The sequence below is a fragment of the Streptomyces sp. SID8352 genome, assembly GCF_009862265.1.
Taxonomy (GTDB): Bacteria; Actinomycetota; Actinomycetes; order Streptomycetales; family Streptomycetaceae; genus Streptomyces.
This window is the reverse complement of sequence record NZ_WWGX01000043.1, coordinates 358,795-383,209: the sequence shown is the minus strand read 5'-3', so window position 1 is coordinate 383,209 and position 24,415 is coordinate 358,795. Positions and strand designations below refer to the sequence as shown.

The window sequence follows — 24,415 nt, the reverse complement described above, 5'->3', positions numbered from 1 at the left end:
AGCCGGGGGTTGCCGCCGCACCGCCGGTTGAACCGGGGCCCCCGCGCGGCAGTAGGGTGACGCCCGTGGCACCACGACCCTTGAATGACATCGTCGAAGCGGGCTGGGCGCAGGCCCTCGAACCGGTCGCCGGGCGGATCTCCGCGATGGGCGACTTCCTGCGCGCCGAGATCGCCGCCGGGCGCACCTACCTCCCGGCCGGACCCCACGTCCTGCGGGCCTTCCAGCAGCCCTTCGACGACGTGCGGGTCCTGATCGTCGGCCAGGACCCCTATCCCACCCCGGGACACGCCGTCGGGCTCTCCTTCTCCGTCGCCCCCGAGGTGCGGCCGCTGCCGGGCAGCCTGATCAACATCTTCCGGGAGCTGACCGCGGACCTCGGGCTCCCCCAGCCCGCGGGCGGGGACCTGACCCCGTGGACCCGGCAGGGCGTGCTGCTGCTCAACAGGGCGCTGACCACCGCCCCGCGCCGGCCCGGCGCCCACCGGGGCAAGGGCTGGGAGGAGGTCACCGAGCAGGCCATCCGCGCCCTGGCCGCGCGCGGAAAGCCCCTGGTCTCCATCCTCTGGGGCCGGGACGCGCGCAATCTGCGGCCGCTGCTCGGGGAGCTTCCCGCCCTCGAGTCCGCGCACCCCTCGCCCATGTCGGCCGACCGGGGCTTCTTCGGCTCCCGGCCCTTCAGCCGGGCCAACGACCTGCTGCTGCGGCAGGGCGCACAGTCGGTGGACTGGCGCCTGCCGTGACCGGTAGGGCGGAGGAGGCGGCGGGGGACGACGGGTTCCTCGCGGTGGACTCCGGCGGCTCCGGACTGCGGGCCGTCGTCGGCACCGTGCGGCGCGGCCCGCTGGAGCGGCGCGCCTCCCGGGAACCGGTGCGCACCGGCCCCCGGGGCATCGACCCCGGGCACTTCCTGGAGCAGGTGGTGCCCATGGCCCGCGCGCTGGCCGCCGGGAGCGGTGCCGGACGGCTCACCACGGTGGCCGTCGGCGCCGCCGGGATGGCCACCCTCGGCGACGCGCTGCGCGCCGAACTGCCGGGCGCCCTGGCGCGGGAGCTGGGAGCCCGGGTGGTCGCGCTTGCCGCCGACGCGGTCACCGCCTACGCCGGGGCACTCGGCCCCCGGCCGGGCGCGGTGGTCGCCGCCGGTACGGGACTGATCGCCACCGGCACCGATCTGGTCCGGTGGCGGCGGGCGGACGGCTGGGGACACCTGCTGGGCGACTGCGGGGGCGGGGCCTGGATCGGGCGGGCCGGCCTGGAGGCCGCGCTCCGCGCCCACGACGGGCGGGACGGCGGTTCGGCCGCGCTGCTCGCCCGCGCCCGGGAGCGGTTCGGGCCGGTGACGGGGCTGCCCGGCGCGCTCTACCCGCGCACCGACCGCCCCGCCGTGCTCGCCTCCTTCGCACCCGACGTGGCCGCCTGCGCGGACGGCGACCCGGTCGCCGCCGGCATCCTGCGGGCCGCGGCCGGCCACCTGGCCGACTCGGCCGCCGCCGTCTGCCCCGCCGGGGACGGGGCCCTGGTCGCGGTCACCGGGGGGCTGCTGAAGCTGGGCGCCCCGCTCACCGCCCCGCTCGACAAGGAGCTGTCGCGCCGCCTGCCCCGGGCACGGCGGACGGCCGCCGGGGGCGATCCGCTGCACGGCGCGGTGCGGCTCGCGACCGGCCTGGCCACGGACTCCCCGGGCCTCCCCGAGGACGGGCTGATGCTCCATGTGACACGGACGGAAACGGACTGAAACCGCTCGACCGCGGAGGGGAATCGTGCCGATGCCGTCCGATCCGTACAACCTGCTCCAGACAAAACCGGACGGATGGTACTCTCCCGCACCCTCCCCGAACGCGGAAGGCGCGGAAACCAGTAACATGCGGCGCCATGAGTTCCCCCACTGGGCCCGCCGGCCTGCCTGTACGAATGCCGCGCCCCCGCCAGCCCGGACGGCACCGCCGTCCCGAGCCGCTGGTGGCCCCCGAGGGCGCGCCCGCGCTGGTCCTCGCGGTGCCGGGCATGCCCAGTAGCGCCACCCGCGGCCTCGCCGAAGAGGTCATCAGCATCGCCCGCTCCGAGCTGCCGGGCCTCGACGCCCGCATCGGCTACCTCGACGGCGACGACGTGGAGTACCCGTCGCTGCCGGTCGTCCTGCTGCACGCCGCCGAGGAGCGCGTCGCCCGCTACGAGCAGGCGCTCGCCGCGGGTCTGGAGGCCAAGGAGCCCGAGGGTCCCGTCGCCGTCGTCGTGCCGCTGCTCGCCGGTCCGGACAGCGCGCTGCTGCGCCGGGTCCGCCAGGCCGTGATGGACAGCAGGGTCGCGGCCGAGCTGACCGATGTGCTGGGCCCGCACCCGCTGCTGGCCGAGGCGCTGCACGTGCGGCTCTCCGAGGCCGGTCTGGCCCGCGCCGACCGGGCGAGGTTGTTCACCGTGGCCACCGCCGCGGACGGCATCGTGCTGGCCTCCGTGGGGGGCGACGAGGCGGTGCAGGCGGCCGGGATCACCGGCATGCTGCTGGCCGCGCGGCTGGCCGTGCCGGTGATGGCGGCGGCCCTGGACCAGGAGGGCTCGATCGCCACCGTGGCCGAGCGGCTGCGCTCCTCCGGTTCCCGGCAGCTCGCGCTGGCCCCGTACCTGATCGGCCCGGAGATCGAGCGGAGCCTGCTGGCGGAGGCCGCCCGGGAGGCGGGCTGTGCCACGGCCGACCCGCTCGGCCCCTACCCGGCGATCGGCAAGCTGGCGCTGGCCAAGTACACGACGACGCTGGGCATCGCCCCGCAGCCGTCGCAGGGCTCCCCGGTCCGCTGACCCCCGCCCCCGCACCGCCGAAGGGCCCGCTCCGGAGGGACGGGCCCTTCGCCGTCCCCCCGGGGGGCGTACGGCGGGTCAGCCGAGGACGACGCAGGAGGCGGCGGCCACCGGCAGCGATCCGGCGCGCGCCGGCAGGCCGGTGCCGGGGTCGGTGGTGAACCAGGTGACGTCCCCGGAGCGCTCGTTCGCCACGTACAGCAGGCCCTCCGACAGCGCGATGTCGCGCGGCCAGCGGCCGCCGCAGGAGACGGTGGCGAGCAGCCGCAGGGCGTCCCCCTCGACGGCCAGCACCGAGACCACGTCCTCGCCCCGCGTGGCGGTCCACACGAAGCGGCCGTCGGGCGAGACGACGATGCCGGACGGATAGGCGTCGCCCGCGGCGGGTCCGGCCAGCAGCCGCACCTCGGTGAGCGGCCGGAGCACCCCCTCGGCGGCGTCCCAGCGGCAGACGGTCACGGTCGGCGCCAGTTCGTTGACCACGTAGGCGTGCGCGCCGTCCGGGTGGAAGGCCAGGTGGCGGGGGCCGGAGCCGGGGCGCAGGGCGATCTCCCGGTGCACGGTGAGGGCGCCGTCCGCCAGGGCGCAGACCCGCACCGAGTCGGTGCCGAGGTCCACGCTGACCGCCCAGCGCCCGCTCGGGTCGGACCGGACCTGATGGGCATGGGGTGCCTGCTGGCGCTGGGTGTGCGGGCCGGAACCGGTGTGCCGCAGGACTCCGGAGGCGCCGCGCGCCAGGGTGCCGTCGGAGCGGACCGGTACGGCGCTGACGCTGCCCGAGCCGTAGTTGGCGGTGAGGACGTGCCCCGCGTGCAGGGCGAGGTGGGTGGGCCCGTCGCCGTCGACGGGCACCGGGCGGCCCGCCGGTTCGGTCCGGTCCCCGGCCACCCGGTACGCGGCCACCGTGCCCGGCGCGGTCTCGCTGACCGCGTAGAGCATCTCCCCGCCGGGGGCGAGGGCCAGGTAGGAGGGGTCGGGCAGGGTGCCGTCCGCGCCGAGGGCGGTGAGGGCGCCGCTGTCCGGGTCGACGGCCGCCGTCACGACCCCGGGTCCGCCGGCCGCCGTGAACGACCCGATGAACGCCCGCCGCTGTCGTCTCCCGCCGTCTGCCACCACTGGCCCCTCTCTGCCCCGCGCCCCGGCGGGGTGCCGTCGTCCGATGCGTGCTCCGGGCGACCGTAGCAGTCGATCACCTGCGGTCTAGACCAAAGGGGGGACTTGGGTCTTCGTTTGGATCGGGCCGGATCGGGGAGCGGTGCCAGACCCCGCGAGCCCGGCGTGATCCAAACGAGAGGCCCTGGGTAGCGCCGAGGCGGGGGGAGACCTCCCTCAGGCACCGACCAGGGGCGAGCCGGACCGGGCGCGCAGCGGGGCGGCGAGTTCGGCGAGGGCGCCCTCCAGGCCGTGCAGATGGGCGTGGGCGGGTCCGGCGGCGAGCGGGCGCTCCGCGCGGGCGGGGACGGTCCCGCCGCCGGTCAGGGCCTCGACCGCGCTCTCGACCCGCCAGCAGGCGGCGGCCAGCCGGGCGTCGTGCGAGGCCTCCGGGTCGGCGGCGACGGCGGCCAGGCCGCGCACCTCCCGGGCGCAGTCGTCGAGCAGGGCGAGCACCCGGCGGGCGCGCCGCTTGCGGCTCCGCACCGGGTGCAGGGGGTGCACCAGCGGCGCGACCGACAGCCGCACCCGGGCGAGCGCCTGCTCCAGCTCGGCGACCCGCGCCCCCGGGTCGGCGGAGTCGTCCCCGGCGAGCCGGGCGGCGGCCTCGGCCGTGCAGGCCCGCACACCGCGCAGGGCGTGCTCGATCCAGGCGTGGGTGACGGCGTGGGTGGTGACCGGCAGGACCAGCAGCACGGCGAGGGCGGCGCCGAGCGCCCCCACGCCCGTCTCGACGAGCCGCAGGGCGAGCAGTCCGGGGCCGAGCACGCCGAGCAGCCCGTAGAGCAGCTCGGCGAGCACCGTCACGCAGAGCATCATCCAGGTGTAGGACACGGCGGCCGTGTAGAAGACGCCGAAGACGCAGACGGCGGTGAGGACGGCGGTGGGCACCCCGGACCCGGCGACCGGGACGGCGACGAGGAACCCGGCGCCGATGCCGATGACGGTGCCGAGCACCCGGCGGAAGCCGCGCACCAGGGTCTCGCCGCGCGAGGTGGTGTTGACGAAGACCCACCAGGTGGCACCGACCGCCCAGTACCAGCGGTCCCCCGACACGAGTTGCCCCACGACCAGCGCGAAGGCGGCGCCGGCGGTGGTTTGGACCGCCTGGCGGGTGGTGACGCGGGCCAGACCCCGGCCGGGGGGCGGTGCGGGCGCGGCGGGCGGGGGCGTGCGGCGCTCGTAGCACCACAGGCCGAAGCGCGTGGCGCCGGCGGCGGCCACGGACAGCAGCAGGGCGGCGGACATCTCGGGCAGCAGGTCCGCGGTGGCGTGCAGGAACTGGGCGATGAAGAAGGTCATGAACGCGAACACGCCGAGGCTGTGCCCGCGCGGCCCCCAGCGCCGGGCGTACACCCCGGCGCCGACCACGGCGAGGAAGACCAGGTCGCGGACGACCGGGTGGTCGTGGAGCACGGCGGCCAGGGCGAGCACCGGCAGTCCGGCGGCGGGGAGCAGCGCCGTGGTCACCGCCTGGCCGCGGACGGCCGGGTCGGTGACGGTGAACAGCGCGAGCAGCGCGGCGAGCCCGCCGACGACGACGCCCACCAGGGAGATCCCGGCCGACCCGCAGACCACGACGGCCAGGCCGATGCCGAGGACGCCCCGCGCGGCGAAGCGCAGCCGCGCCCGCCCCGGGTCCGGAGCCATGAACACCCTCTTCAGCACCACGTATCGCCCCCTTTCCGCCCGGATCGCCGTCCGCGCGGTTCTCGGCATGAAAAAGGCGCCGCGGGGTCCGCAGCGCCATCGACACCCCCATGGGAGCATCCTTTCCGCCAGTGGCTCAACAGGCCACTTTTCCACTGTGCCATTGGTACGCTCGATGCGGTATTCCGGCAGCCACCGGCGTACCAATGGCCGACGAGGGGAGCGGACGGGCGCCATGGCCGTCGACGAACTGGACACCCGCATCCTGCGGCTGCTGCTGGAGCGGCCGCGCACCAGCGTGCGCGAGTACGCCCGCCTCCTGGGCGTCGCCCGCGGCACTCTCCAGGCCCGGCTGGACCGGCTGGAGCGGGAGGGCGTGATCACCGGCGCCGCCCCGGCGCTCTCCCCCGCGGCGCTCGGCCACCCGGTGCTGGCGTTCGTGCACATCGAGGTCACCCAGGGGCGTCTGGACGAGGTGGGCGAGGCACTGGCCGCCGTCCCGGAGATCGTGGAGGCCTTCTCCATCACCGGCGGCGGGGACCTGATGACCCGGGTCGTGGCACGGGACAACGCGCATCTGGAGGACGTGGTGCAGAAGCTCATCAGCCTGCCCGGGGTGGTGCGCACCCGCAGCGAGGTCGCGCTGCGGGAACGGGTGCCGTACCGGCTGCTGCCGCTGGTGGAGTCGATCGGCCGCGCTGCGCGGGGGTGAGTGCGCGTGCCCGGTGCCGGGCGCGCGGTGCGGGGCACGGCACCGTCCCCGTGCCGCGGGTCCGCTCCGGGCCCCCGCTCCGGGGCCCCGCTCCCGGTCGCGCCTCACCCGCGGGCCGCACCGCCGGGGCGCTCCGGCGCCGCTGCTTCCGGCCCCGTCCCGGACCGGCGGACCGGTCCCATCGCGAGCGCCCTCCGGTCGGTGTTCCCGCGCGGGCTCCCGGGAGCCGAGGCGGCCCACGGCCGGGATGCGCTGCGTCGCCGTGCCGTGCCTCCCGGAGACCGCCGGCGAACCCGGTCTCGCCGCGGCGGACCTGCTGCTGCGCGGCGGGCAGCGGGAGTTCACGGCGCGGGGCGCCCTCGACCGGCTGGAGCGCTCGGCCCGGCGCGTCTGAGCGGGGGCGGACCGGGACGGGGTGCCGGAGGCCGGTCCGCGGGGGCCCGTGGGCAGCGGGGGCGGACGGCCGGGGCGAGCGGTCGGCCGTCGGCCGGGAAGCCCCTCGGCCGGGGCGGATCGGCCGGGGCCGATCGCGCGGCAGGGCGGATCGGTCAGCGGTGGCCGGGTCTGCCGCGCCGCCCGCTCCGGGAGCCGCCCGCACCGCGGGTGTTGCCCGCACCGCGCGCCGTGCCCGAGCCGCGCCGGGCGCCGCCGGAGGACTTGCCGGGCGTCGGCTTGCGCCGCGCGGCGTCCCCGTCGGCGCGCCCCCGCCCGCCCTTCCGGTCCGTCGCCTGCTCGGCCCGGGGGCGGCCCCGGGTGCTGTTGACGGTGCGGCCCCGGACGACGCCGATGAACTCCTCCACCAGGTCCGTGTGCGCGTCCTCGCGCCAGGAGAGCGCCACGCCGGACCCGGGGGCGTCGGTGACCGGGCGGTGCGCGAGGTCCTTGCGGTGGTGCAGCCGGGCCAGGGACAGGGGGACGACGAGGACGCCGATGCCCGCGGCGACCAGTTCGACCGCGTCCGCGGTGGTGGCCGGGCGTTCCAGGGCGGGGCGGCCGGGCGGGGTCTCCCAGCCGAGCACGTCGTCCAGGGGGTGCAGCACGATCTCGTCGGCCAGGTCCGCCAGGGTCACCTCGTCGGCCGCGGTGACCAGGTGGTCCTTGGGCACCACGACGACCGTGGTCTCGGTGTACAGGGGGATCGCGCTGAACACCGCGCGGTCGACGGGCAGCCGGACGAGTCCGGCGTCGGCACCGCCGTCCCGCAGGATCCGGTCCGTGCCGTCCGGGGGGACCTGGGTCAGGGACAGCGGGACGTCCGGCAGCCGCTCGTTCCAGATGCGCACCCATTTGTCGGGCATCACCCCCGGGACGTAGGCGAGCCGGAACGCGGGGGGGTCTTCCGAGCCTGTCACCCGTCCAGGCTACCGGGCGCGGCGGCCCCGGCCCGACCACCGGGGCGGCCGGTGGCGGTGGGAGCGCCGCCGGGTGTGGTCGGCGGCCCGGTGCCCACTGGATACCCTGGACCCCATGACGTCGCACCAGAGCACCCAGACCATGAAGCCCGCGACCGCGGCGAAGAAGCTGGGTGTCTACCTTGAGGCCACCCCCGCCGAGTTCCGTGAGGGTGTCGTCTCCCGTTCCGAGCTGAACGCGCTCCAGGCCGACCCGCCCGAGTGGCTGCGGAAGCTGCGGAGCGAGGGCCCCCACCCCCGTCCGGTGGTGGCGGCGAAGCTCGGTGTGTCCATCGCGGGCCTGCGGCGCGGCGGCGTGGACGAGGCGCTCACCACGGAGCGGATCGAGGAGCTGAAGCGGGAGCGCCCCGAGTGGCTGGAGCGGGAGCGGACGGTACAGGCCGACGTCCGCAAGGAGGCCGCGCGCGTGCGGAAGCTCCACGAGGAGCGCGCCGAGCGCGCCTCCGGCGACTGACCGGCGCGTCCGGCGGGCGCCCGGCCTCACCCGCCGGTGCCCGCCCGCCGGGCACGGGCGTACGCGGTCATCAGCGGCACCGGGTCGTGCCGGAACAGCGCGCGTCCGGCGGCGGTCCGCGCCTCGCGCTCCGGGCCCGGCGCCGTGAGCCGCCGCAGGGAGGCGAGCAGGGCGGCGCCGTTCCCCGCGAGGTCGGAGACGCCCAGGTCCGCCATCCGCCGTACGCCGTCCGCTCCGTGCCCCGGTATCGGGCGGTGGCCGATGACCGGCAGCCCGGCGGCGAGGGCCTGCACGGCGGTCTGCCCGGCGGCGTTGTCGATCAGCGCGCGGGCGGCCCGCAGCAGGCCGGGCATGTCGCCGACCCAGCCCAGGGGGAGCACGCCCGGTGTGCCCGACAGCTCGCCCCGCAGCCGGTCGTTGGCGCCGCAGAGCACCACCGCCAGATAGCCGTGCGCGGCCAGCAGCCGGACCGTGGCGTCCAGGCGCGAGCCGACGCCCCAGGCCCCGGCGGACAGCACGACGGGCACCCGGCCGGGGCCGTGCCGCCCGAGGAACAGCCGCCAGGTGTCGCCGGGGCCACCGGAACCGGGACCACCGCCGGGGTCCGCTGATTGCCCGGCGGACCGCCCCGCGCCGGGAGCGGTTCCGCCGTCGCTGCCGCCGACACCCGGTGCCTCCGGTGCGTCCGATGCGTCCGGTGCGGCGACCAGGGCGAGGGCGGGCCCGGCGGAGGCCGTCGGTGCCCCCGCCCCGGCGCCGGCCGCCCCGGCGTCGACCGCCAGGAACCCGGGGGGCACCACGGGACCGCAGACGGTGGCCGGTGCGCCGATGGCGCGCCGCACCTCGCGGGCCGCGTCCGGCGTCAGGCAGAGGTAGTGGTCGTTGCCGGGGTGCAGCCACTGGCGGTGCACGGCGAAGTCGACGACCAGGACCACGCTGGGCACCGGCAGCAGTCCGCGGGCCCGCAGATGGCCGGTGAGCTGGGCGCCGAGGTGGAAGACCGGCACCACCGCGTCCGCCTCCCACGCCGCGGCCAGCCGCAGCAGCCGCCCGCCCGCCAGCCGGGCCAGCGGTGTGCCGCCGGGGCGGCGGCCGGGGCCGGGGCGCAGGAACAGTCGGTACACCGCGCCGTAGGCCCAGGGGGCGTGCCGCACCGAGCCCCGGTAGAGGAACCGCAGGGCGCGGCCGAGCCCGAACGGCAGGAGCGCGAGGACGTCGGTGACGAGCGCGTCACCACCGCCCTCCCGGGCGCGGCGGGCCACCTCGGCGGCGACCGTGTCGTGCCCGGCGCCCATGCTCGCGCTGACCACCAGCAGGCGGCCGGGGCGCCGCGCGGGCTCCACGGGCGCGGGACCGGACGCCGGTGCGCTGGGAGGATGCACGGTGCGTCAGGTAGCCCGGAACGGTGCGGTCAAACCATGTCGAGAGCGGGCGATCCGGTCACCCTCCTGCTGACATCTGCACCGGCAACCTGCCCCGGTCTCCGTCCCGTCCCCCGTCTTCCTCTCCGTCTCCAGCTCCCTCTCCCTCCCCGTCTCCGGGAACGCCAGGTGACCGGCGGTCGGGGCCGACGGCCCGTCGGGTCCGCGCCGGGAGCGGTCCGGGAGGCCCCGGGGCGCGGTCGTCGGCTCGCGCGATGCCCGGTCCGCGGCCAAGGTGGGTGCCATGGTCCACGCGTTCTCCCGCACCCGGTCCGGCCCCCGGCCGGGACGTGCCGCCGCGCCCGACGCAGGCCGCGCACGGCCCCAACGGCCGGACGGCGGTCCCGGCATCCGCACCCGCACGGCCCTGGTGACGGGGGCGTCCTCGGGCATCGGCGCCGCCGTGGCCCGCAGGCTCGGGGACGACGGCGGCTGGCGGCTGGTGCTCAGCGGGCGCGATCCCGACCGGCTGCGCGACGTGGCCGAGGAGGCGCGGGCCACCGCCTTCGCCACCGATCTCACCCTGCCGGGCGCCGACCGGCTGCTCACCGACTTCACCCAGGCCACGGTCGGCCCGGTCGACCTGCTGGTGGCCGGCGCCGGGATCGGCTGGGCGGGGAAGTTCCGCGACATGCCCCCGCACGCCATCGACGAGGTCTTCGGCATCGACGTCCTGGCCACCCTGCGGCTGGTGCGGCTGCTGCTGCCGGGGATGGTGGAGGCGGGCTCGGGGCGGGTGGTGCTCATCGGCTCGCTCGCCGGGGCGGTCGGGGTGCGCGGCGAGGCCGTGTACTCGGCCGCCAAGGCCGCGCTCGGCACCTTCGCCGACTCGCTCCGCTACGAGCTGCGGGGCACCGGGGTGGGCGTCACCCATGTGGTGCCGGGGGTCGTGGACACACCGTTCTTCGAGCGCCGCGGGGCGCCCTACCGGCGCTCCCGGCCCCGTCCGGTGCCCGCCGAGCGGGTGGCCGACGCGGTGCGCGACGCCGCCGTCCGGGGGCGCGACGACGTGTACGTACCGGGCTGGTTGTGGCTGCCGTGCCGGGTCCGGGGCACGGTGCCGGGGCTGTACCGGCGGCTGGCCACGCGGTTCGGATGACGTACCGGGCGTGGGGCCGGGGAGCGGGGCCGACGGGGGGCCCGGAGGCCGACCGGGGCGCGGGCCGCGCGGGGAGCCGGGCAGCGGGCCGGGAAGGACCGCGGGATTCGGGGAGTGCGCGCCGGTGACCGTTCCCACCGTCGTCCTCGCGCTGCTCGCCGCCCTGTGCAACGCGGCGGCCTCGGTGCTCCAGCGCCGGGCGGCGGCCCAGGACGAGGAGCGGTCCGGGGCCGCCCATACCGTGGTGCGCTCGCTGCTGCGGCTGGTCCGCGACCGGTACTGGCTGGGCGGTGCGGCGCTGCTCGCGGTGACGGCCGTGCTCCAGTCGGCGGCGCTGGCGGTGGGCAGCCTGTCCGTGGTGCAGCCGCTGATGGCGACCGAGCTGCTGTTCACGCTGGCCGTGGGCAGCGCGGTCTTCCACCGGCGCCCGGACCGGCGGACCTGGCTGGCGTTCGCGGCGCTGGCCGTGGGGCTTGCGCTGTTCCTCGGTGCCGCCGCGCCCTCGCCGGGCCGGGACACGGCGGTTCCGGGGCGGTGGGGCTGGGCGGGCCTGGCGCTGTTCGGCGCGATGGCCGGGTTCACGGCCGTGGGGCGGCTGGTGCGGGGCGCTCCCCGGGCGGCCCTGTTCGGGTCGGCGTCGGCGGTGGGCTTCGGCGGCACGGCGGGGCTGATGAAGGAGGTCACCGGGCGGCTTCCGCAGGGCGCGGGCGCGGTGCTCACCCAGTGGCCGCCCTACGCCACGGCCGGGCTGGGGCTGCTCAGCTTCCTGTTGCTGCAGAGCGCGCTGCGGGCCGGGACCCTGGCCGCCTCCCAGCCGACGCTCACCCTCGGGGACGCGCTGACCAGCGTCGCCCTCGGCTGGGCCCTGTTCGGCGAGCAGATCGCGCTCGGGGTGCGGGTGCTCCCGGAGCTGACCGGCGCGGCCCTGATGGGCCTGGGCAGCATCGGCCTGGCCGGCGCCCCGTCGGTGCACGGTGCCTGGGACACCGCCCCGCCGGTCCGCGCGGGACCCGTGCCGGGGCGGCGGGGGCGGAAGCGGGAGGAAGGGTGACGGAGGAGGGGGACGCAGGAGGGGTGACGGCCGACGGGGCGGGCGGGCGCTGGGGCGGCACCGGGCGGAGAGTCCCAGCGGGCCGGGACGGTACGCGGAGCTCGGCAGGAACCGGAGGGCTTCGGGCCCGGGTGCGGGGGTGCGAGGTGTGGTGCCGGAGACGGGAGGCATGGTGAGCGGGATACGTGCGGTGACCGGAGCGCGTGCGGTGAGCGGGACGCGGGCGGTGACCGGGGCGGCTGGAGCACGGAAAAGAGTGCGCTCCGGCCGGGCGGTGCGGTACGCCGCCGTGCCGGTGGCGGCCGGGCTGGCGCACATCGGCACGGCGGGCACCTGGCTGCCGGGCGTGCGGCGGCGCTGGTTCCCCGGGCTGGCCGGGCAGGGCAGCCCCGGGCACATCGCGCTGACCTTCGACGACGGCCCCGATCCCGCCTCCACCCCGTGCTTCCTGGACGTCCTGGACACGCTCGGCGTCCGGGCCACCTTCTTCGTCCTCGGCGAGAACGTCGTACGGCATCCCGCCCTCGCCCGCGAGCTGGTGCTGCGCGGGCACGAGGCGGCGGTGCACGGCTGGACGCACAGCCGCCCGTGGCGTCCGGCACCCCGGCGGGACGCCGAGGAGGTGCGGCGGGCGGCCGACGCGGTGGGCCGGGCCACCGGGAGCGCGCCGCGCTGGTACCGCCCGCCCTACGGCATCCTCACCTCCGGACGCTGGGCCGCCGCCCGCCGGGCCGGGCTCCGTACGGTGCTGTGGACCGCGTGGGGCGAGGACTGGCGGCGGGACGCCACGCCGGAGTCGGTGCGGACGACGGCCGCCGCCGGTCTGCGCGGCGGCGGGACGCTGCTGCTGCACGACACGGACCACGCCTCCGCCGCCGAGAGTTGGCGGGCCACCCTGGGCGCCCTCCCGGACATCGTGGCCGACTGCCGCGCGGCCGGACTGACGGTGGGCTCCCTGGGCGAACACGGGCTGACGGAAGGCGGGACGCCGGGCCCGGAGCGGGTGCTCCGGGCGGGCCCGGTGAGGGGTTGACCCGCCGACAGGATCCGGCAGATGTCCACGGGGATCGTCCGGGAGGGGGAACGGGTCCTGGGCGTACCGGCGTTGCCCGGGGACGGTGAGGAGCCCTGGTGGCATCCGCAGTGGATTCCGTGGGCGCACGACAACGGGGACGCACAGATCATCGACATGCGGGAGGGACCGCACCAGGGGCGGATCGGCAGGCAGTGGCACGACGGCTCGGGTGACTTCAGCCGCAGCCCGCCCCCGCTGTCCGCGTACCTCGGCGCCGTCGCGGACGTCCTGGAGCGGGGAGGGACGATCGGCTCACTGGCCCCCTTCCTCCACGAGTCCTTCGACGACGGGGAACGGGAACTGTACTGACAGCCGCTGGACGCGTCGAAGAGATCGCCCTACGCCCCCGCGGGAATGCCCGCGCCCGCGGCACCACCACCGCGCTGAGGGGCGCGGCCCCGTCGCGTCCCGCCCCCGCTCAGCCCCCGGCGGCCGCGAACGCCTCGCGGACGGCGGGTCCGTCGGAGCCGTGGGCGAGGAGGGCGTGGAGCAGGAGCCGCGCCTGGTGGGGCCCGAGGTCACCGGCGCCGATCAGACCCCGTTCGAGGAGGTCCCTCTCTGATCCGGGGAAGCCGTAGGTGCCTGACAGGACCGGCCCGTTGCCGATGCGGGAGGCCAGGACCACGGGGACGCGGGACGCGAGCCGGGCGAGCGGCCCGACGAGGCGCTCCGGGACGTGCCCGGCCCCGAGCGCCCCCACCACGAGGCCGTCGCAGGCCCCCTGCCAGGCGTCCAGCAGCACACCGTCGTCGCCCAGGGTCACGGTGTACAGCCCGACGCGGGCCTCGCGGACGGGCGGTCCGATCAGGACGCCGCGCGGCGGGAGGCCGCCCAGGAGGCGCACCCGGTTCTCCACGATCCGGGCGACGGGTCCGCAGGACGGGGAGGTGAAGGCGGCGGGGCTGGTGGTGTGGGACTTGCGGACGGCGCGGGCCGCGTGCACCTCGTCCCCGAGGACCACGAGGCAGCCGGCGCCCCTGAGGGCGGGCGCGGCGGCGGCGAGCACGGAGGCGTGGAGGTTGGCCGGGCCGTCCGCGCCGGGCAGGGTGGGGTTGCGCATCGCTCCGGTGACGACGACCGGCTGTTCGTGACCGTGGCGGAGACCGAGGAGGAAGGCGCTCTCCTCGATGGTGTCGGTGCCCTGGGTGACGACCACCCCGTCGGTGCCGCCGCCGTCCAGTTCCGCCGCGATGACGGCCGACAGTTCGGCCAGGTCGTCGAAGGCCAGCGAGGCTCCGGGCAGCCGCCGGACGTCCCGCACCCGGACATCGATGCCACTGGCCGCCAGGGCCGGGACGGCGGCGAGGAGTTCACGGGCCGAGAGCGCGGGGACGACACCGCCGGTGGCGGGGTCGGTGGTCATGGCGATGGTGCCGCCGAGGGAGAGCACCAGCACGCTCCGGACCGGCTCCGTCATGTCTCCCGCTCTCCTCTTCCGGCACCGCCGGGGCGCGGTGCGCCGGTCCTTCCGGTGTCCGGCGTCGATGACCCGCGGATCCCGCCGTCGCGTCCGGCCGCCCCGCCCCGGTTCGGTGCCGGAGCGAGCGAGTCCCGTCGCCGGACCGTACGGCCGTCGCACCGGCCGACGTCTCGGAACCCGTGCGGGCCGCGCGCCTCCGCCGGGGCACTCCCGATGCTAGTCGCGCGGGCGCGGTCGGCCACCCGGACCGGGCACGCGAGGGCGGAGCGGGCCGGGCACGGCAGTGCGGAGCGGGCCGGGCCGGGCAGGCGAGGGCGGGCCGGGTACGCGCCGACAGGGCCCCTCCCGGAACGGGGCAGACGGGGGTCGGGGCAGGGCGGACGGGGGTCGGGCGGATGGGGCACCGTGCCCGTCGGTCCTGCCCCTCCGGTTGCGGGGTCGGGCCCACGTGATGCCCTCAGTGCCGGCGACGACGGGAGACGCCTCCGGAGTCGGTGTCCATGACCACGCACGGGCCGGTGGGTCCGTCCACCGGCACCGGAGACGGACGCGGGCGGGGCACCCCGGCAGGTGTCCTGCGGTCGTCACCACGCGGGCGGCGCGGCATGCCGGGGACGGCCGCGCGGCGCCGGGGCGCCCGGGGAGGGCCGGTCGGCCGAACGGCCGGAGCCGTCTCGCGATGTCGTCCTCCTCCGGGCCAACATCCTTCCGTCGAGCACGCGTTGTCCCGGGCGGGCCGCCCGGGGAGGACGGGCTCCCCCGGGTGCGCGCTCCGCCGAGCGGCCCGTACTCCCAGTCAACCGGAGCGGCCGGGCGCGGGCCGGGCGCGGCCGGGGCGTGTTCCGGCCGCGATCCGCTCCACCGCGCGGGCCGCCTCCGGGGTGTGCCCGACGAAGTGCACGTCCCACCGCGCCCCGCGCGCGAGTTCGGCCTCGACGGCGCTCCACACGGCGGCGGCGCTCACCCGGTACGGCAGCCCGCCACGGCCGGAGCCGAGCAGGGGGAAGCAGACGGAGCGCAGCGGCGGGGCGTACCGGGCGTGTTCCTCGGCCAGCAGTGCCAGGGCGCGCGAGGTGGCGCGGGTGACGTCGGCGGGCAGCACGTCGTAGTCGTTGGTGCCGGCCCGGGGCACGGCCACCGCCGCGTGGTAGATCCGGCGCACGCCGGACCCGGCCAGCGCGCCGGACCCGGTCGCCGCCACGGTGCCGGGGAGTACCGGGCGGCCCCCGGTGGCGTGCCGGGCGGCCCAGGTGCGCAGTTCGTCGTGGACCGGGTCGTCCAGCAGGTCACCGGTGACACCGCGAACCGAGGCGGCCCGGCGCAGCGAGGCGGAGACCGAGGACTTGTACGACTCGGGCAGCGCGAAGTGGGTGTTGACCGGGGAGACCACGACATCCAGGTCCCGCAGCAGGTCCACCGGGTGGATGTGGAGGGTGAGGCGTGCGCTGCGGTCGCCCGCGAGGACGTCCAGGGTCCGGTGGGTGGCGCCCTCCCGGTCGGCCCCGTCCGGTTCACCGCCGCCCTCCACGAGTTCCACGATGTGCTCGGCGACCTGTCCGAGCACCATGACCTCGTGGTGCTTGCGGAAGCGCTCCACGCTCACCCGGTACACCTCGGCCGCGCGGGCCCGCCGGGAGGAGGCCGGCCAGTCCCGGGTGCCCTGGGCGAGGCCGAGGGTGTACTCGGCGGCGGTGCGCAGGGTGCCCGGGTCGAGCCGTTCCACCGCGCGGCGGAGCAGTGCCTCCACGGCGCCCTCGCGGGTCCGGGTGGCCGTCAGTCCGGCGGCGGCCGCTTCGAGGAGGGGCAGGTCGTCGCGGCCGCGCAGCCGCAGCGGCCCCGCCCTCCGGACCACCTGTAATTCCGCGAGTACCGAGGCGTGTTCAAGGGACGGCGGTGCCATGCCGACCACCATGGCACCGGACGTCGCGCCGGGACAAGCCGACGTGCGGCCCGTACCGCGAAGGCGCGTCCGGGGTACCGGCCGAGGTGTCCCGGGAGCCGGGCCCGGGCGCGGCCCCGGTACCCCGGATCCGTGGTGCGAGGATTCCCGGGCGCCCCCGGACGGAGCGGTCCCGGGGCGCCCGGCCCCCGTCGCTCCCCTCGCCCTCCCCCACCGCCGCTCCCCATGCCTCCCGTGTCTCACGGACCGCGGCCGTCCGGTCCCGTGAGGCGAGGGGGCCGCGGCGGCAGCGGCTCCTTCGGATGCCTCCCGGCCGGCGCCCGGTCAGCGTCCGGAGCCCGCCCCGGGGGCACCGGGACCGGTCCCCCGGCGGCGGACACCCTGTCCCGGGGGCCCCGCCCCCGGTTCCCCCGGTGCCCCCAGATCCCTGCGCATCGCGCGCCGCAGCTCCCGCAGCGACTCCCACAGGGCGTCGATCTCCCCCGGTACGGCGTCGAGCGCGTCGCCGTGCCGGGGGGTGCCGTCGTCCAGCCGCCGCAGCCTGCCGTAGAGCGCGCCGAGCGCGTGGGCGACCTCCCCGGCCGGGACGAGCACGGGTTCGGGCAGCCGCATCTGCGCCTCGGCGTACACGTCCCGGTGCAGGTCCCGGGCCTCGGTGAGGCGCGGACGCACCGCCTCGGTGTCCTCCGGGCGGCCGAGCGCGTGCAACTGGTCCGTGAGGGCGGCCAGATACTGCCGGGAGGCGGCGTTGAGGGCGACGTAGCAGTCGCGCCGCTCCTCGATCTCCCGCGCGCGTTCCCGCACCCGCTCGGCCCGCTCCTGCTCGCGCCGTCGGCTGCGCTCGGCCGCGCGCTGGGTGAGCAGGGCCGACAGCAGGGTCCCGATCACCCCGACGACCGCCACGACCAGCGCCCCCGCGCCGTCGACGCCCATCACCCGCACCCCCCGTCCGACGGCTGCTTCCACCGAACCAGCACCGGACGACCGGGGGAATGCCCCGCCCCGGCCCCGCCCGCCCTTCGCCCGGCCCCCGCCCAGGCGGGAGGGCTCCCGCGGGCGGCGGCACGGCACGGCACGGCGGGGGCGGACCGCGCCGGACCCCGGCCCGCGCCCCGGGCCGTTCTCGGGGACTGCCCCGGGGTGTTCCCGCTCAGCCCCGGAAGAGACTCAGCCGCACATGGCGGTCGGGTTGCCGGGGTCGGGGTCCACCGGCTCACGGATGGACCGGAGCGGCTCGACGGTCGGCTCGGCGACCGGAGGGCCACCGGCCCCGCCTCGCTTCGTGGCTCTTCGGCATGCGACGGACCACCCGCGTGAGACGATCGCGGCCGACGGGCCGCCTCGGATCAGAAGAGACGAACTCCCGTACACAACACGCAACATGACGTCTCATCGGCAACGGTGAAGTGAGGTTCGGCATGACGCCCACGGCTCGACTGCATCTCAGCCCGGAACTGCCCGCACTGCTGGATCGGATCGACGCGGTGGGCAGGTCGCTCGACGCGGAGGCCGACGCCGCGGAGGCCCTCGGCAGACTCCCCGAACACAGCGCGCGAGCCCTTCTGGACACGGGAATCGTCCGAGCGGAGTTGCCGAGGAGTCTCGGCGGACACGAGTTCGCCCCCCGGCAGTTGATCGAGACGGTCGAGCGGCTCAGCTATCACGACGCGGCGGCGGGCTGGACGATGTTCGCACTGCAACTGGTGACCGGCTCCACCGCGGCCTACATCGGGGACGCCGCGGCGGCCGACCTGTTCCCCGACGTCGCCGGCGGACAGTACGCGCTGGTCGCCGGGCACGGCGCCCGGCCCGGCCGGGCCGTTCCGGTGAAGGACGGCTATCTGGTGAGCGGCAACTGGCAGTTCGCCTCCGGAATGGCGCACGCCACCCACGTCCACAGCCTGATCCAGGTCGAGGACACCGGGGAGATGCGGGTCCTCGTCATGCCGAAGTCGCAGGTGACGCTCGACGGCAACTGGGACGTGCTCGGGCTGCGCGCGACGCACAGCATCGACTACCACTGCCACGACGCGTATGTCCCGCACGAGTACACCTACCCCGCCACCACGACCACCCCGGTCAACGGCGGCGCCGTCTACCGCCTCGGCCTGGTCGACATGGCCGCGATCGGGCACACCGGCTGGGCACTGGGCGTCGGACGACGGCTGCTGGACGAGCTGAAGGAGGTCGTCCGGGCCCGCACCGGAACGCGCGGTGCCGCTGTCGACACCTCCCAGTTCCACGCGGAGTACGCGACCGCGGAAGCCCGGCTCCGGGCCGCCCGGGCGTGGGCGTCGGAGGCATGGGGCGACGTGGAAACCGCTCTCGACTCGGGCGACCCGCTCACCACGGAGCAGGAGACGCTTCTGCGCCTCGTTCTCAGCCACGCGACGTCGACCGCGCGGGACGTGGGCAGCACGGTCCACCGCTGGGCGGGCTCGGCAGCGATCCGACGCGGCCCGATCGACCGCTTCCTGCGCGATCTCAACACCGGGACCCAGCACATCACCGCAGGTCCGGTGGTGCTCCAGAGCTGCGGAGTGTGGCTCAGCGGCGCCCGGCCCGAGGCACGATGGCAATTCCTCGACCTGGTGCAGTGACGCCGCGCCGGGTCGTCCGCGCCGACGGACGACCCGTCCTCAGGTGAGCTGCGGGGGAATCCGGCCCGTCGGCCGTGCGCCGTCGCGGCTCGCGCAGGACATGGAAGCCCTCGCGATCCAGCACGGAACCGTTCCCTCGGCTCACGCGACCATCCCCCTCCGGCCGGTCCGACGGCGAAGCCGGGGCGGGCCCTGAGACGGACATCGTCTGCGGGACGGACCCGAGCCGGCCGGAAGGTGAGCCGGACATCACCCACCCAGGAACGACAGCCGCACCTGACGCTCGGGGTTGTCGGTGTTGGTGTCCACCACACACACCGACTGCCAGGTGCCGAGCCGGAGGCGGCCGCCGACCACGGGGAGTGTGGCGTGCGGGGGGACGAGGGCGGGCAGGACGTGGTCGCGGCCGTGGCCGGGGGCGCCGTGGCGGTGCTGCCAGCGGTCGTCGGCGGGGAGCAGCGTGTGCAGGGCGGTCAGCAGGTCGTCGTCGCTGCCGGCGCCGGTCTCGATGATCGCGATCCCGGCGGTGGCGTGCGGCACGAAGACGTTGAGCAGGCCGTCGCGGCCCGCCGCCACCTCGCGCAGGAAGGACTCGCAGTCGCCGGTGATGTCGGCGACCCGCTCGGCGGAGCCGGTGGTGAGGTCGAGGACTCGGGTGGTGAAGGCATCGGGCATGGCCCCCATCCTGGCGCATGCGCCTCCGCCCCGCCCGGGGCGCTCCGGGCCACGCCCGTCCGGCAGCCGCGCGGCCGTTCGGGAGCCCGGCAGGGTGCGCGAACCCGGCCCTCGGCCCACACCCGGCCCGCCCCCGACGCCCAACCCCCACCGCCTCCGCCGCCCCCACGGGAAGATCCGCGACGATCACGCGGTTGGTAGAAGCGTGAACGATGTGCGTGAGGTCGAGGTGGTCGTCGTCGGAGCCGGGCAGGCGGGGCTGGCCGGGGCCTACCACCTGCGGCGCACCGGGTTCGAGCCGGAGCGCGACTTCGTGGTGCTCGACCACTCCCCCGGCCCCGGCGGCGCCTGGCAGTTCCGCTGGCCGTCGCTGACGTACGGCAAGGTGCACGGGATGCACGCCCTGCCGGGCATGGAGCTGACCGGCGCCGATCCCGCGCGCCCTTCCGCCGAGGTCGTCTCCGGGTACTTCGCGGCCTACGAACGCGCCTTCGACCTGCGCGTGCGCCGGCCCGTCGACGTCGAAGCGGTGCGGGAGGGCGGCGGCGGGAGGCTGCGGGTCGAAACGTCGGACGGGGTCTGGTCGACGCGGGCGCTGATCAACGCCACCGGCACCTGGGACCGGCCGTTCTGGCCGCGCGTCCCCGGCCTGGAGACCTTCCGCGGACGGCAGCTGCACACCGCCGGGTACAAGGGGCCCGGGGAGTTCGCCGGGCTGCGGGTCGTCGTGGTCGGCGGGGGCGCCTCGGCGACCCAGCACCTCCTGGAGATCGCTCCGCACGCGGCGGCCACCACCTGGGTCACCCGGCGCCCGCCCGTGTTCCGCGAGGGACCGTTCGACGAGGAGGCGGGGCGGGCCGCGGTCGCGCTGGTGGAGGAGCGGGTGCGCAGGGGGCTGCCGCCGATGAGCGTGGTGTCGGTGACCGGACTGCCGCTCAACGACGCGATCCGGGAGGGACTGCGGTCGGGCGTGCTGGACCGGCTGCCCATGTTCGAGCGCGTCACCCCCGACGGGGTGGAGTGGGGCGACGGGCGGCGGATCGAGGCCGACGTCATCCTCTGGGCGACGGGCTTCCGGGCGGCCATCGGCCATCTGCGCCCGCTGCGGCTGCGCGGGGCGGGCGGCGGCATCCGGCTGGAGGGGACGCGCGCCGCCGCCGACCCGCGCGTCCACCTCGTCGGCTACGGACCCTCCGCCAGCACCATCGGCGCCAACCGGGCCGGGCGCGCGGCCGTACGGGACATCGGGCGGCTGCTGTCCGCCCCGGAGCCGGCCGCCGCGTGAGGCCGCCGCCGTGCGAGGCCGCGCCCGGTCACCCGGCGGCGGCCTCCTCCCCCGGCGACGCGCTCCGCCGCGCGCGGTCGGACTCCTCCAGATCGCGCCGGTGCCGGGCGAGGTCGGCGGTGAACCGGGTGTCGCCCGGCCGGACGGTGACGAAGTAGAGCCAGTCGCCCGGGGCCGGCTCGACGGCGGCGCGCATCGCGTCGGCGCCGGGACCGGCGATCGGGGTCGGCGGCAGCCCCATGCGCCGGTACGAGTCGTAGGGGCTGTCCTTGCCGGTGTCCTCGGTGGTGGGGGCGTGGGCGGGGCGGCCCAGCGCGTAGTTGAGGGTGGAGTCCATCTGGAGGGGCATGCCGCGCTCCAGCCGGTTGAGGATCACCCGGGCCACCTTGCCCATGTCGTCCTTGGTGGCGGCCTCGGTCTGCACGATGCTGGCGATGGTCACGGCCTGGTACACGTCGAGGGCGTTGCGCTGGGCCCCGGCGGCCACCGGAGCGCCGCGGAACGCCTTGTTCGCCCGGTCGACCATGGCCGTCAGCATCTTCTCCGGGGTCGGTTTCCCGCCCAGCGGATAGGTGCCGGGGAAGAGGTAGCCCTCGGGGTTGCCGTCGGCCTCCTCGGGCAGTTCCAGCTCCGCCGCCGCGACGGACCTCCGGGTGGTGCCGGGCTCCAGGTCCAGGGCCTTGTCGATGCTCTCGTAGACCCGTGCGGCGCGCCGTCCCTCGGGGACGACCAGGGAGGCGGGTTCCGTGTCACCGCCTCCGCCCAGGGCGAGCAGTGGCACCGCCGCGGCGGTCACGGCCACGACGATCCCGGCGGCGACCAGGGCGACGCGGCCCCTGCGTGTCAGCCGGACCCCCGGGCGGGTGCGGCGCGCGGCACGCGCGGCCCGGGTGGTGCGCGCCGTGCGCGGGTAGCGGGAGCCCCGGGCGCTTCGTCCACGGGTGCGCGCGCCGTGTGCGCCGCCCGCTCGCCGGGTCCCGGAACCGCCGCGCGCGTCCGCCGCGCTCCCGGCGCGCTCCACGCTCCACCCGTTCCCCGTGCCCCTTGCGCCCCGTGACGGAGTGTTCTTCTGCATGCGGGCACGGTAACCCCGACAACGGGAGAATCCCGACATATCTTCATCTTGTCGGCCCCGGTCGCGGCTCCGCTCCCGGACCCGCCCTCGGCTCCGGACCGGCCCCGTTCCCGCCTCGGGAGCCGGGTCAGGAGCGGGTCGGTTCGAGGGCAGGCCCCGGGGAGGGCCCCGAGGCGTCCGGACCGCCGGGCTCCGGGAGCTCCACCGGCTCCGGAACGGGCATCACGGCGAGCCCCACCGGTTCCGGGACCGGGACGGCCGCCGGTTCCCCCACAGCCTCCCCGCGCACCAGCGCCGCGTAGCGCCCGTCCCGTTCCAGCAGTTCCTCGTGCGTCCCCCGTTCCACCAGGCGCCCGGAGTCCAGGACCACGATCTGGTCGGCGTCCCGGACGGTGGACAGCCGGTGGGCGATGGTGAGGGTGGTCCGGTTGGCGGACAGGGCGTCGATGGCGGTCTGCACGGCGGCCTCGGTGCGCGTGTCCAGGGCGCTGGTCGCCTCGTCGAGGACGAGCACGGGCGGATCCCGCAGGATCGTGCGGGCGATGGCGAGGCGCTGCTTCTCCCCTCCGGAGAAGCGGTGTCCGCGCTCGCCGACGACCGTGTCGTAGCCGTCGGGGAGGGCGGCTATGTGGTCGTGGATCTGCGCGGCCCGCGCCGCCTCCTCCAGCTCCCCGTCGGTGGCGTCGGGCTTGGCGAAGCGCAGGTTGTCGGCGACCGAGGCGTGGAAGAGGTACGTCTCCTGGGAGACCACGCCGACCGCGCGGGCCAGGGTGTCGAAGTCGAGGTCGCGCACGTCGACGCCGTCGAGTGTGACCCGGCCGCCCGTGACGTCGTACAGGCGCGGCACCAGGTGGCCGAGGGTGGACTTGCCGGCGCCGGTCGGACCCACCACGGCGAGGCTGCCGCCCGCGGGGACGGTGACGTCGACGCCGTCCAGGACCGGGCGGCCGTGGCCGTCGTAGCGGAACTCGACGCCCTCGAACCGGATCTCGCCCCTGACCCGGTCGAGACGGACGGCGTCCGGCCGTTCGGTGATGTCGGCCGGCAGGTCGAGGTACTCGAAGATGCGCTGGAAGAGCGCGAGCGACGTCTGGATCTGCACACCGGTGGAGAGCAGGCTCACGGCCGGGCGGAACAGCCCCTGCTGGAGCGAGACGAAGGCGACGACGGTGCCGAGGGAGACCTCCGGGCCGCCGAACCGGAGCGCGATGCCCGCGGTCCAGTAGATGACCGCGGGCATGGCGGACATGACGATGGTGATGACCGCCATGCGCCAGCGGCCGGCCATGCTGGCGCGCACCTCCAGGTCGACCAGTTGCTCGGACTCGTCGGCGAAGGAGCGGGTCAGCGAGTCGGAGCGGCCCATGGTGCGGCCGAGCAGGATGCCGCTGACGGAGAGGGACTCGGTGACCGTGGCGGCCATGGCGGCCATCTGCTTCTGCCGCCGGGTGGTGATCCTGCGGCGCTCCCGTCCCACCCGCCGGCTGATCCACACGAACACCGGCAGCAGGAGCAGCGAGACCGCGGTCAGCCGCCAGTCGAGGACCAGCATGGCCACGACGGTGGCGACGACACCGGTGAGGTTGGAGACCAGCGAGGTCGCCGTGGAGGTGACGGTGGCCTGCATGCCGCCGATGTCGTTGGCGATGCGGGACTGGACCTCGCCCGTGCGGGTGCGGGTGTAGAAGGCGAGCGACATGCGCTGCAGCCGGTCGTAGACGGCGGTGCGCAGATCGTGCATGACCCGCTGGCCGACCGTCGTGGAGATCAGCGTCTGCAGCACGCCGAAGACGCTGGTCAGGACGGCGCCCGCGATCATGCCCAGGGCGAGCAGGCTCAGCAGCCCGGTGCGGCCCCGCGGGATCGCGACGTCGAGGATCTCCCTGAGCAGGAACGGTGTGGTGACGGAGACCAGTGACGCGGCGCCGACGAGCAGCCCCACGACGGCCAGGCGCCCCCGGTAGGGGCGGAAGAGTCCGAGGATGCGGCGCATCTGCCGGGGCTGCCCTCCGGCGTCGGCGGGCGGGGTCCAGACGGGTTCACGGTCGGGACGCATGGGCTCCTACGGGGGTCGGTGGCGACGCCGGACGGCCCGGCGGATCACCCTCATTGTTACCTCACTTCACAATGAATGTCGTCCTGATAATGTTCCCGGCATGACCGCTCCCGATCCCGACGGCCTCCTCGCCGAGCAGTTGCTGCGGCTCACCCGCCGGGTGCACCGCATCCAGAAGCGCCACCTGGAGTTGCACGAGTTGGGCATCACCCCGGCCCAGGGCCGCCTGCTCCGCACCCTGGCGCACTACGGGTCTCCGCCGCGCATGGCCGACCTGGCGGCGCGCCTGGAGGTGGTGCCCCGCGCGGTGACCTCCCTGGTGGACGGGCTGGAGCGAGCGGGCAAGGTGCGCCGCGTCCCGGACCCGTCCAACCGGCGGGTCGTCCGGATCGAACTGACCGACGAGGGACGTGCGACCCTGGGCGAACTGCGCGCCGCGCGCCGTCGCGCCGCCGAGGAGATCCTCGCCCCGCTCACCGCCGAGCAGCGCGCGGTCCTCGGCGGGCTGCTGGACACGCTGGTCGACGGGCCGCCCGGCACGGGCTGAGTCCTCACGGGGCCGCGCCCGGGGGCCGGGCCCGG

General features: G+C 76.7%; 22 protein-coding genes and 1 pseudogene. 13 read left to right on the top strand and 10 right to left on the bottom strand.

What is annotated here, in order from left to right; genetic code table 11:
* The first annotated feature begins 65 nt into the window (after positions 1-65).
* From GTY84_RS16000 to GTY84_RS15990, 3 genes are all read left to right on the top strand, one after another.
* Complete coding sequence (locus GTY84_RS16000) at positions 66-743, top strand: uracil-DNA glycosylase (RefSeq protein WP_161226928.1); 678 nt, start codon at positions 66-68, stop codon at positions 741-743.
* Entirely contained in the window at positions 740-1,738 is a 999-nt protein-coding gene (locus GTY84_RS15995; protein WP_161226927.1) for a BadF/BadG/BcrA/BcrD ATPase family protein, read from the top strand. Before GTY84_RS16000 ends, GTY84_RS15995 begins: the two co-directional genes overlap by 4 nt.
* A 137-nt stretch (positions 1,739-1,875) precedes the next feature.
* On the top strand, positions 1,876-2,796 hold the full coding sequence (locus GTY84_RS15990; RefSeq protein WP_161226926.1) for a hypothetical protein: 921 nt from the start codon (positions 1,876-1,878) through the stop codon (positions 2,794-2,796).
* A gap of 78 nt (positions 2,797-2,874) precedes the next feature.
* Here GTY84_RS15990 and GTY84_RS15985 read toward each other — a convergent pair whose 3' ends face one another.
* A complete protein-coding gene (locus GTY84_RS15985; RefSeq protein ID WP_161226925.1) occupies positions 2,875-3,909 on the bottom strand; it encodes a lactonase family protein in 1,035 nt (344 codons plus the stop codon).
* A gap of 216 nt (positions 3,910-4,125) precedes the next feature.
* Positions 4,126-5,616, bottom strand: a complete 1,491-nt coding sequence (locus GTY84_RS15980) for an FUSC family protein (RefSeq protein WP_161226977.1) — start codon at positions 5,614-5,616, stop codon at positions 4,126-4,128.
* Positions 5,617-5,833: 217 nt separating this feature from the next.
* On the opposite strand from GTY84_RS15980, the gene GTY84_RS15975 reads away from it, so the two are divergent.
* Positions 5,834-6,310 (top strand): Lrp/AsnC family transcriptional regulator, encoded by a 477-nt coding sequence (locus tag GTY84_RS15975; protein WP_161226924.1) that lies wholly within the window; start codon positions 5,834-5,836, stop codon positions 6,308-6,310.
* 241 nt (positions 6,311-6,551) lie between these two features.
* Positions 6,552-6,704: pseudogene (locus GTY84_RS33875) on the top strand (HAD family phosphatase); the annotation flags it as partial.
* 154 nt (positions 6,705-6,858) lie between these two features.
* Here GTY84_RS33875 and GTY84_RS15965 read toward each other — a convergent pair.
* Positions 6,859-7,662, bottom strand: coding sequence for a LysR family substrate-binding domain-containing protein (locus tag GTY84_RS15965; RefSeq protein WP_161226923.1), 804 nt, complete (start codon positions 7,660-7,662; stop codon positions 6,859-6,861).
* Between the two features lie 115 nt (positions 7,663-7,777).
* On the opposite strand from GTY84_RS15965, the gene GTY84_RS15960 reads away from it, so the two are divergent.
* The gene (locus GTY84_RS15960; protein ID WP_161226922.1) at positions 7,778-8,176 is read left to right on the top strand and encodes a DUF5997 family protein; all 399 of its coding nucleotides are present in this window, start codon (positions 7,778-7,780) and stop codon (positions 8,174-8,176) included.
* 26 nt (positions 8,177-8,202) lie between these two features.
* Here GTY84_RS15960 and GTY84_RS15955 read toward each other — a convergent pair whose 3' ends face one another.
* Entirely contained in the window at positions 8,203-9,471 is a 1,269-nt protein-coding gene (locus tag GTY84_RS15955) for a galactosyldiacylglycerol synthase (RefSeq protein WP_161226976.1), read from the bottom strand.
* Between the two features lie 370 nt (positions 9,472-9,841).
* On the opposite strand from GTY84_RS15955, the gene GTY84_RS15950 reads away from it, so the two are divergent.
* The 4 genes from GTY84_RS15950 to GTY84_RS15935 all read left to right on the top strand — a co-directional run bounded on the left by GTY84_RS15950 (position 9,842) and on the right by GTY84_RS15935 (position 13,131).
* A complete protein-coding gene (locus GTY84_RS15950; protein WP_161226921.1) occupies positions 9,842-10,696 on the top strand; it encodes an SDR family NAD(P)-dependent oxidoreductase in 855 nt (284 codons plus the stop codon).
* 124 nt (positions 10,697-10,820) lie between these two features.
* Positions 10,821-11,747, top strand: a complete 927-nt coding sequence (locus GTY84_RS15945) for a DMT family transporter (RefSeq protein ID WP_161226920.1) — start codon at positions 10,821-10,823, stop codon at positions 11,745-11,747.
* Between the two features lie 256 nt (positions 11,748-12,003).
* Complete coding sequence (locus tag GTY84_RS15940; protein WP_345943450.1) at positions 12,004-12,780, top strand: polysaccharide deacetylase family protein; 777 nt, start codon at positions 12,004-12,006, stop codon at positions 12,778-12,780.
* Between the two features lie 21 nt (positions 12,781-12,801).
* Positions 12,802-13,131 (top strand): hypothetical protein, encoded by a 330-nt coding sequence (locus GTY84_RS15935; RefSeq protein ID WP_161226918.1) that lies wholly within the window; start codon positions 12,802-12,804, stop codon positions 13,129-13,131.
* Between the two features lie 109 nt (positions 13,132-13,240).
* Here GTY84_RS15935 and GTY84_RS15930 read toward each other — a convergent pair whose 3' ends face one another.
* The 3 genes from GTY84_RS15930 to GTY84_RS15920 form a co-directional block, all read right to left on the bottom strand.
* Positions 13,241-14,239, bottom strand: a complete 999-nt coding sequence (locus GTY84_RS15930) for an asparaginase (protein WP_161226917.1) — start codon at positions 14,237-14,239, stop codon at positions 13,241-13,243.
* A gap of 799 nt (positions 14,240-15,038) precedes the next feature.
* Complete coding sequence (locus tag GTY84_RS15925) at positions 15,039-16,142, bottom strand: macro domain-containing protein (protein ID WP_161226916.1); 1,104 nt, start codon at positions 16,140-16,142, stop codon at positions 15,039-15,041.
* A gap of 324 nt (positions 16,143-16,466) precedes the next feature.
* The gene (locus GTY84_RS15920) at positions 16,467-17,075 is read right to left on the bottom strand and encodes a hypothetical protein (protein ID WP_237532309.1); all 609 of its coding nucleotides are present in this window, start codon (positions 17,073-17,075) and stop codon (positions 16,467-16,469) included.
* A 485-nt stretch (positions 17,076-17,560) separates the two neighbouring features.
* On the opposite strand from GTY84_RS15920, the gene GTY84_RS15915 reads away from it, so the two are divergent.
* Complete coding sequence (locus tag GTY84_RS15915; protein ID WP_161226915.1) at positions 17,561-18,742, top strand: acyl-CoA dehydrogenase family protein; 1,182 nt, start codon at positions 17,561-17,563, stop codon at positions 18,740-18,742.
* 249 nt (positions 18,743-18,991) lie between these two features.
* Here GTY84_RS15915 and GTY84_RS15910 read toward each other — a convergent pair whose 3' ends face one another.
* Complete coding sequence (locus GTY84_RS15910) at positions 18,992-19,417, bottom strand: YjbQ family protein (protein WP_161226914.1); 426 nt, start codon at positions 19,415-19,417, stop codon at positions 18,992-18,994.
* A 205-nt stretch (positions 19,418-19,622) separates the two neighbouring features.
* Between GTY84_RS15910 and GTY84_RS15905 the strand changes: the two genes are divergently transcribed.
* On the top strand, positions 19,623-20,702 hold the full coding sequence (locus tag GTY84_RS15905; RefSeq protein WP_161226913.1) for an NAD(P)-binding domain-containing protein: 1,080 nt from the start codon (positions 19,623-19,625) through the stop codon (positions 20,700-20,702).
* Positions 20,703-20,730: 28 nt separating this feature from the next.
* Here GTY84_RS15905 and mltG read toward each other — a convergent pair whose 3' ends face one another.
* Positions 20,731-21,549, bottom strand: a complete 819-nt coding sequence (mltG, locus tag GTY84_RS15900) for an endolytic transglycosylase MltG (protein ID WP_202551195.1) — start codon at positions 21,547-21,549, stop codon at positions 20,731-20,733.
* A gap of 355 nt (positions 21,550-21,904) precedes the next feature.
* Positions 21,905-23,833, bottom strand: a complete 1,929-nt coding sequence (locus GTY84_RS15895; RefSeq protein WP_237532292.1) for an ABC transporter ATP-binding protein — start codon at positions 23,831-23,833, stop codon at positions 21,905-21,907.
* A gap of 100 nt (positions 23,834-23,933) precedes the next feature.
* Between GTY84_RS15895 and GTY84_RS15890 the strand changes: the two genes are divergently transcribed.
* Positions 23,934-24,380 (top strand): MarR family transcriptional regulator, encoded by a 447-nt coding sequence (locus GTY84_RS15890; protein WP_161226912.1) that lies wholly within the window; start codon positions 23,934-23,936, stop codon positions 24,378-24,380.
* The last annotated feature ends 35 nt before the right edge of the window (positions 24,381-24,415 follow it).

Excerpts from the sequence above, each read along its gene's own strand:
- GTY84_RS15990 (WP_161226926.1), top strand. The coding sequence starts at position 1,876 with ATGAGTTCCCCCACTGGGCCCGCCGGCCTGCCTGTACGAATGCCGCGC.
- GTY84_RS15975 (WP_161226924.1), top strand. The coding sequence starts at position 5,834 with ATGGCCGTCGACGAACTGGACACCCGCATCCTGCGGCTGCTGCTGGAG.
- GTY84_RS15960 (WP_161226922.1), top strand. The coding sequence starts at position 7,778 with ATGACGTCGCACCAGAGCACCCAGACCATGAAGCCCGCGACCGCGGCG.
- GTY84_RS15955 (WP_161226976.1), bottom strand. The coding sequence starts at position 9,471 with ATGGGCGCCGGGCACGACACGGTCGCCGCCGAGGTGGCCCGCCGCGCC.
- GTY84_RS15950 (WP_161226921.1), top strand. The coding sequence starts at position 9,842 with ATGGTCCACGCGTTCTCCCGCACCCGGTCCGGCCCCCGGCCGGGACGT.
- GTY84_RS15935 (WP_161226918.1), top strand. The coding sequence starts at position 12,802 with ATGTCCACGGGGATCGTCCGGGAGGGGGAACGGGTCCTGGGCGTACCG.
- GTY84_RS15930 (WP_161226917.1), bottom strand. The coding sequence starts at position 14,239 with ATGACGGAGCCGGTCCGGAGCGTGCTGGTGCTCTCCCTCGGCGGCACC.
- GTY84_RS15925 (WP_161226916.1), bottom strand. The coding sequence starts at position 16,142 with ATGGCACCGCCGTCCCTTGAACACGCCTCGGTACTCGCGGAATTACAG.
- GTY84_RS15920 (WP_237532309.1), bottom strand. The coding sequence starts at position 17,075 with ATGGGCGTCGACGGCGCGGGGGCGCTGGTCGTGGCGGTCGTCGGGGTG.
- GTY84_RS15915 (WP_161226915.1), top strand. The coding sequence starts at position 17,561 with ATGACGCCCACGGCTCGACTGCATCTCAGCCCGGAACTGCCCGCACTG.
- GTY84_RS15910 (WP_161226914.1), bottom strand. The coding sequence starts at position 19,417 with ATGCCCGATGCCTTCACCACCCGAGTCCTCGACCTCACCACCGGCTCC.
- GTY84_RS15895 (WP_237532292.1), bottom strand. The coding sequence starts at position 23,833 with ATGCGTCCCGACCGTGAACCCGTCTGGACCCCGCCCGCCGACGCCGGA.
- GTY84_RS15890 (WP_161226912.1), top strand. The coding sequence starts at position 23,934 with ATGACCGCTCCCGATCCCGACGGCCTCCTCGCCGAGCAGTTGCTGCGG.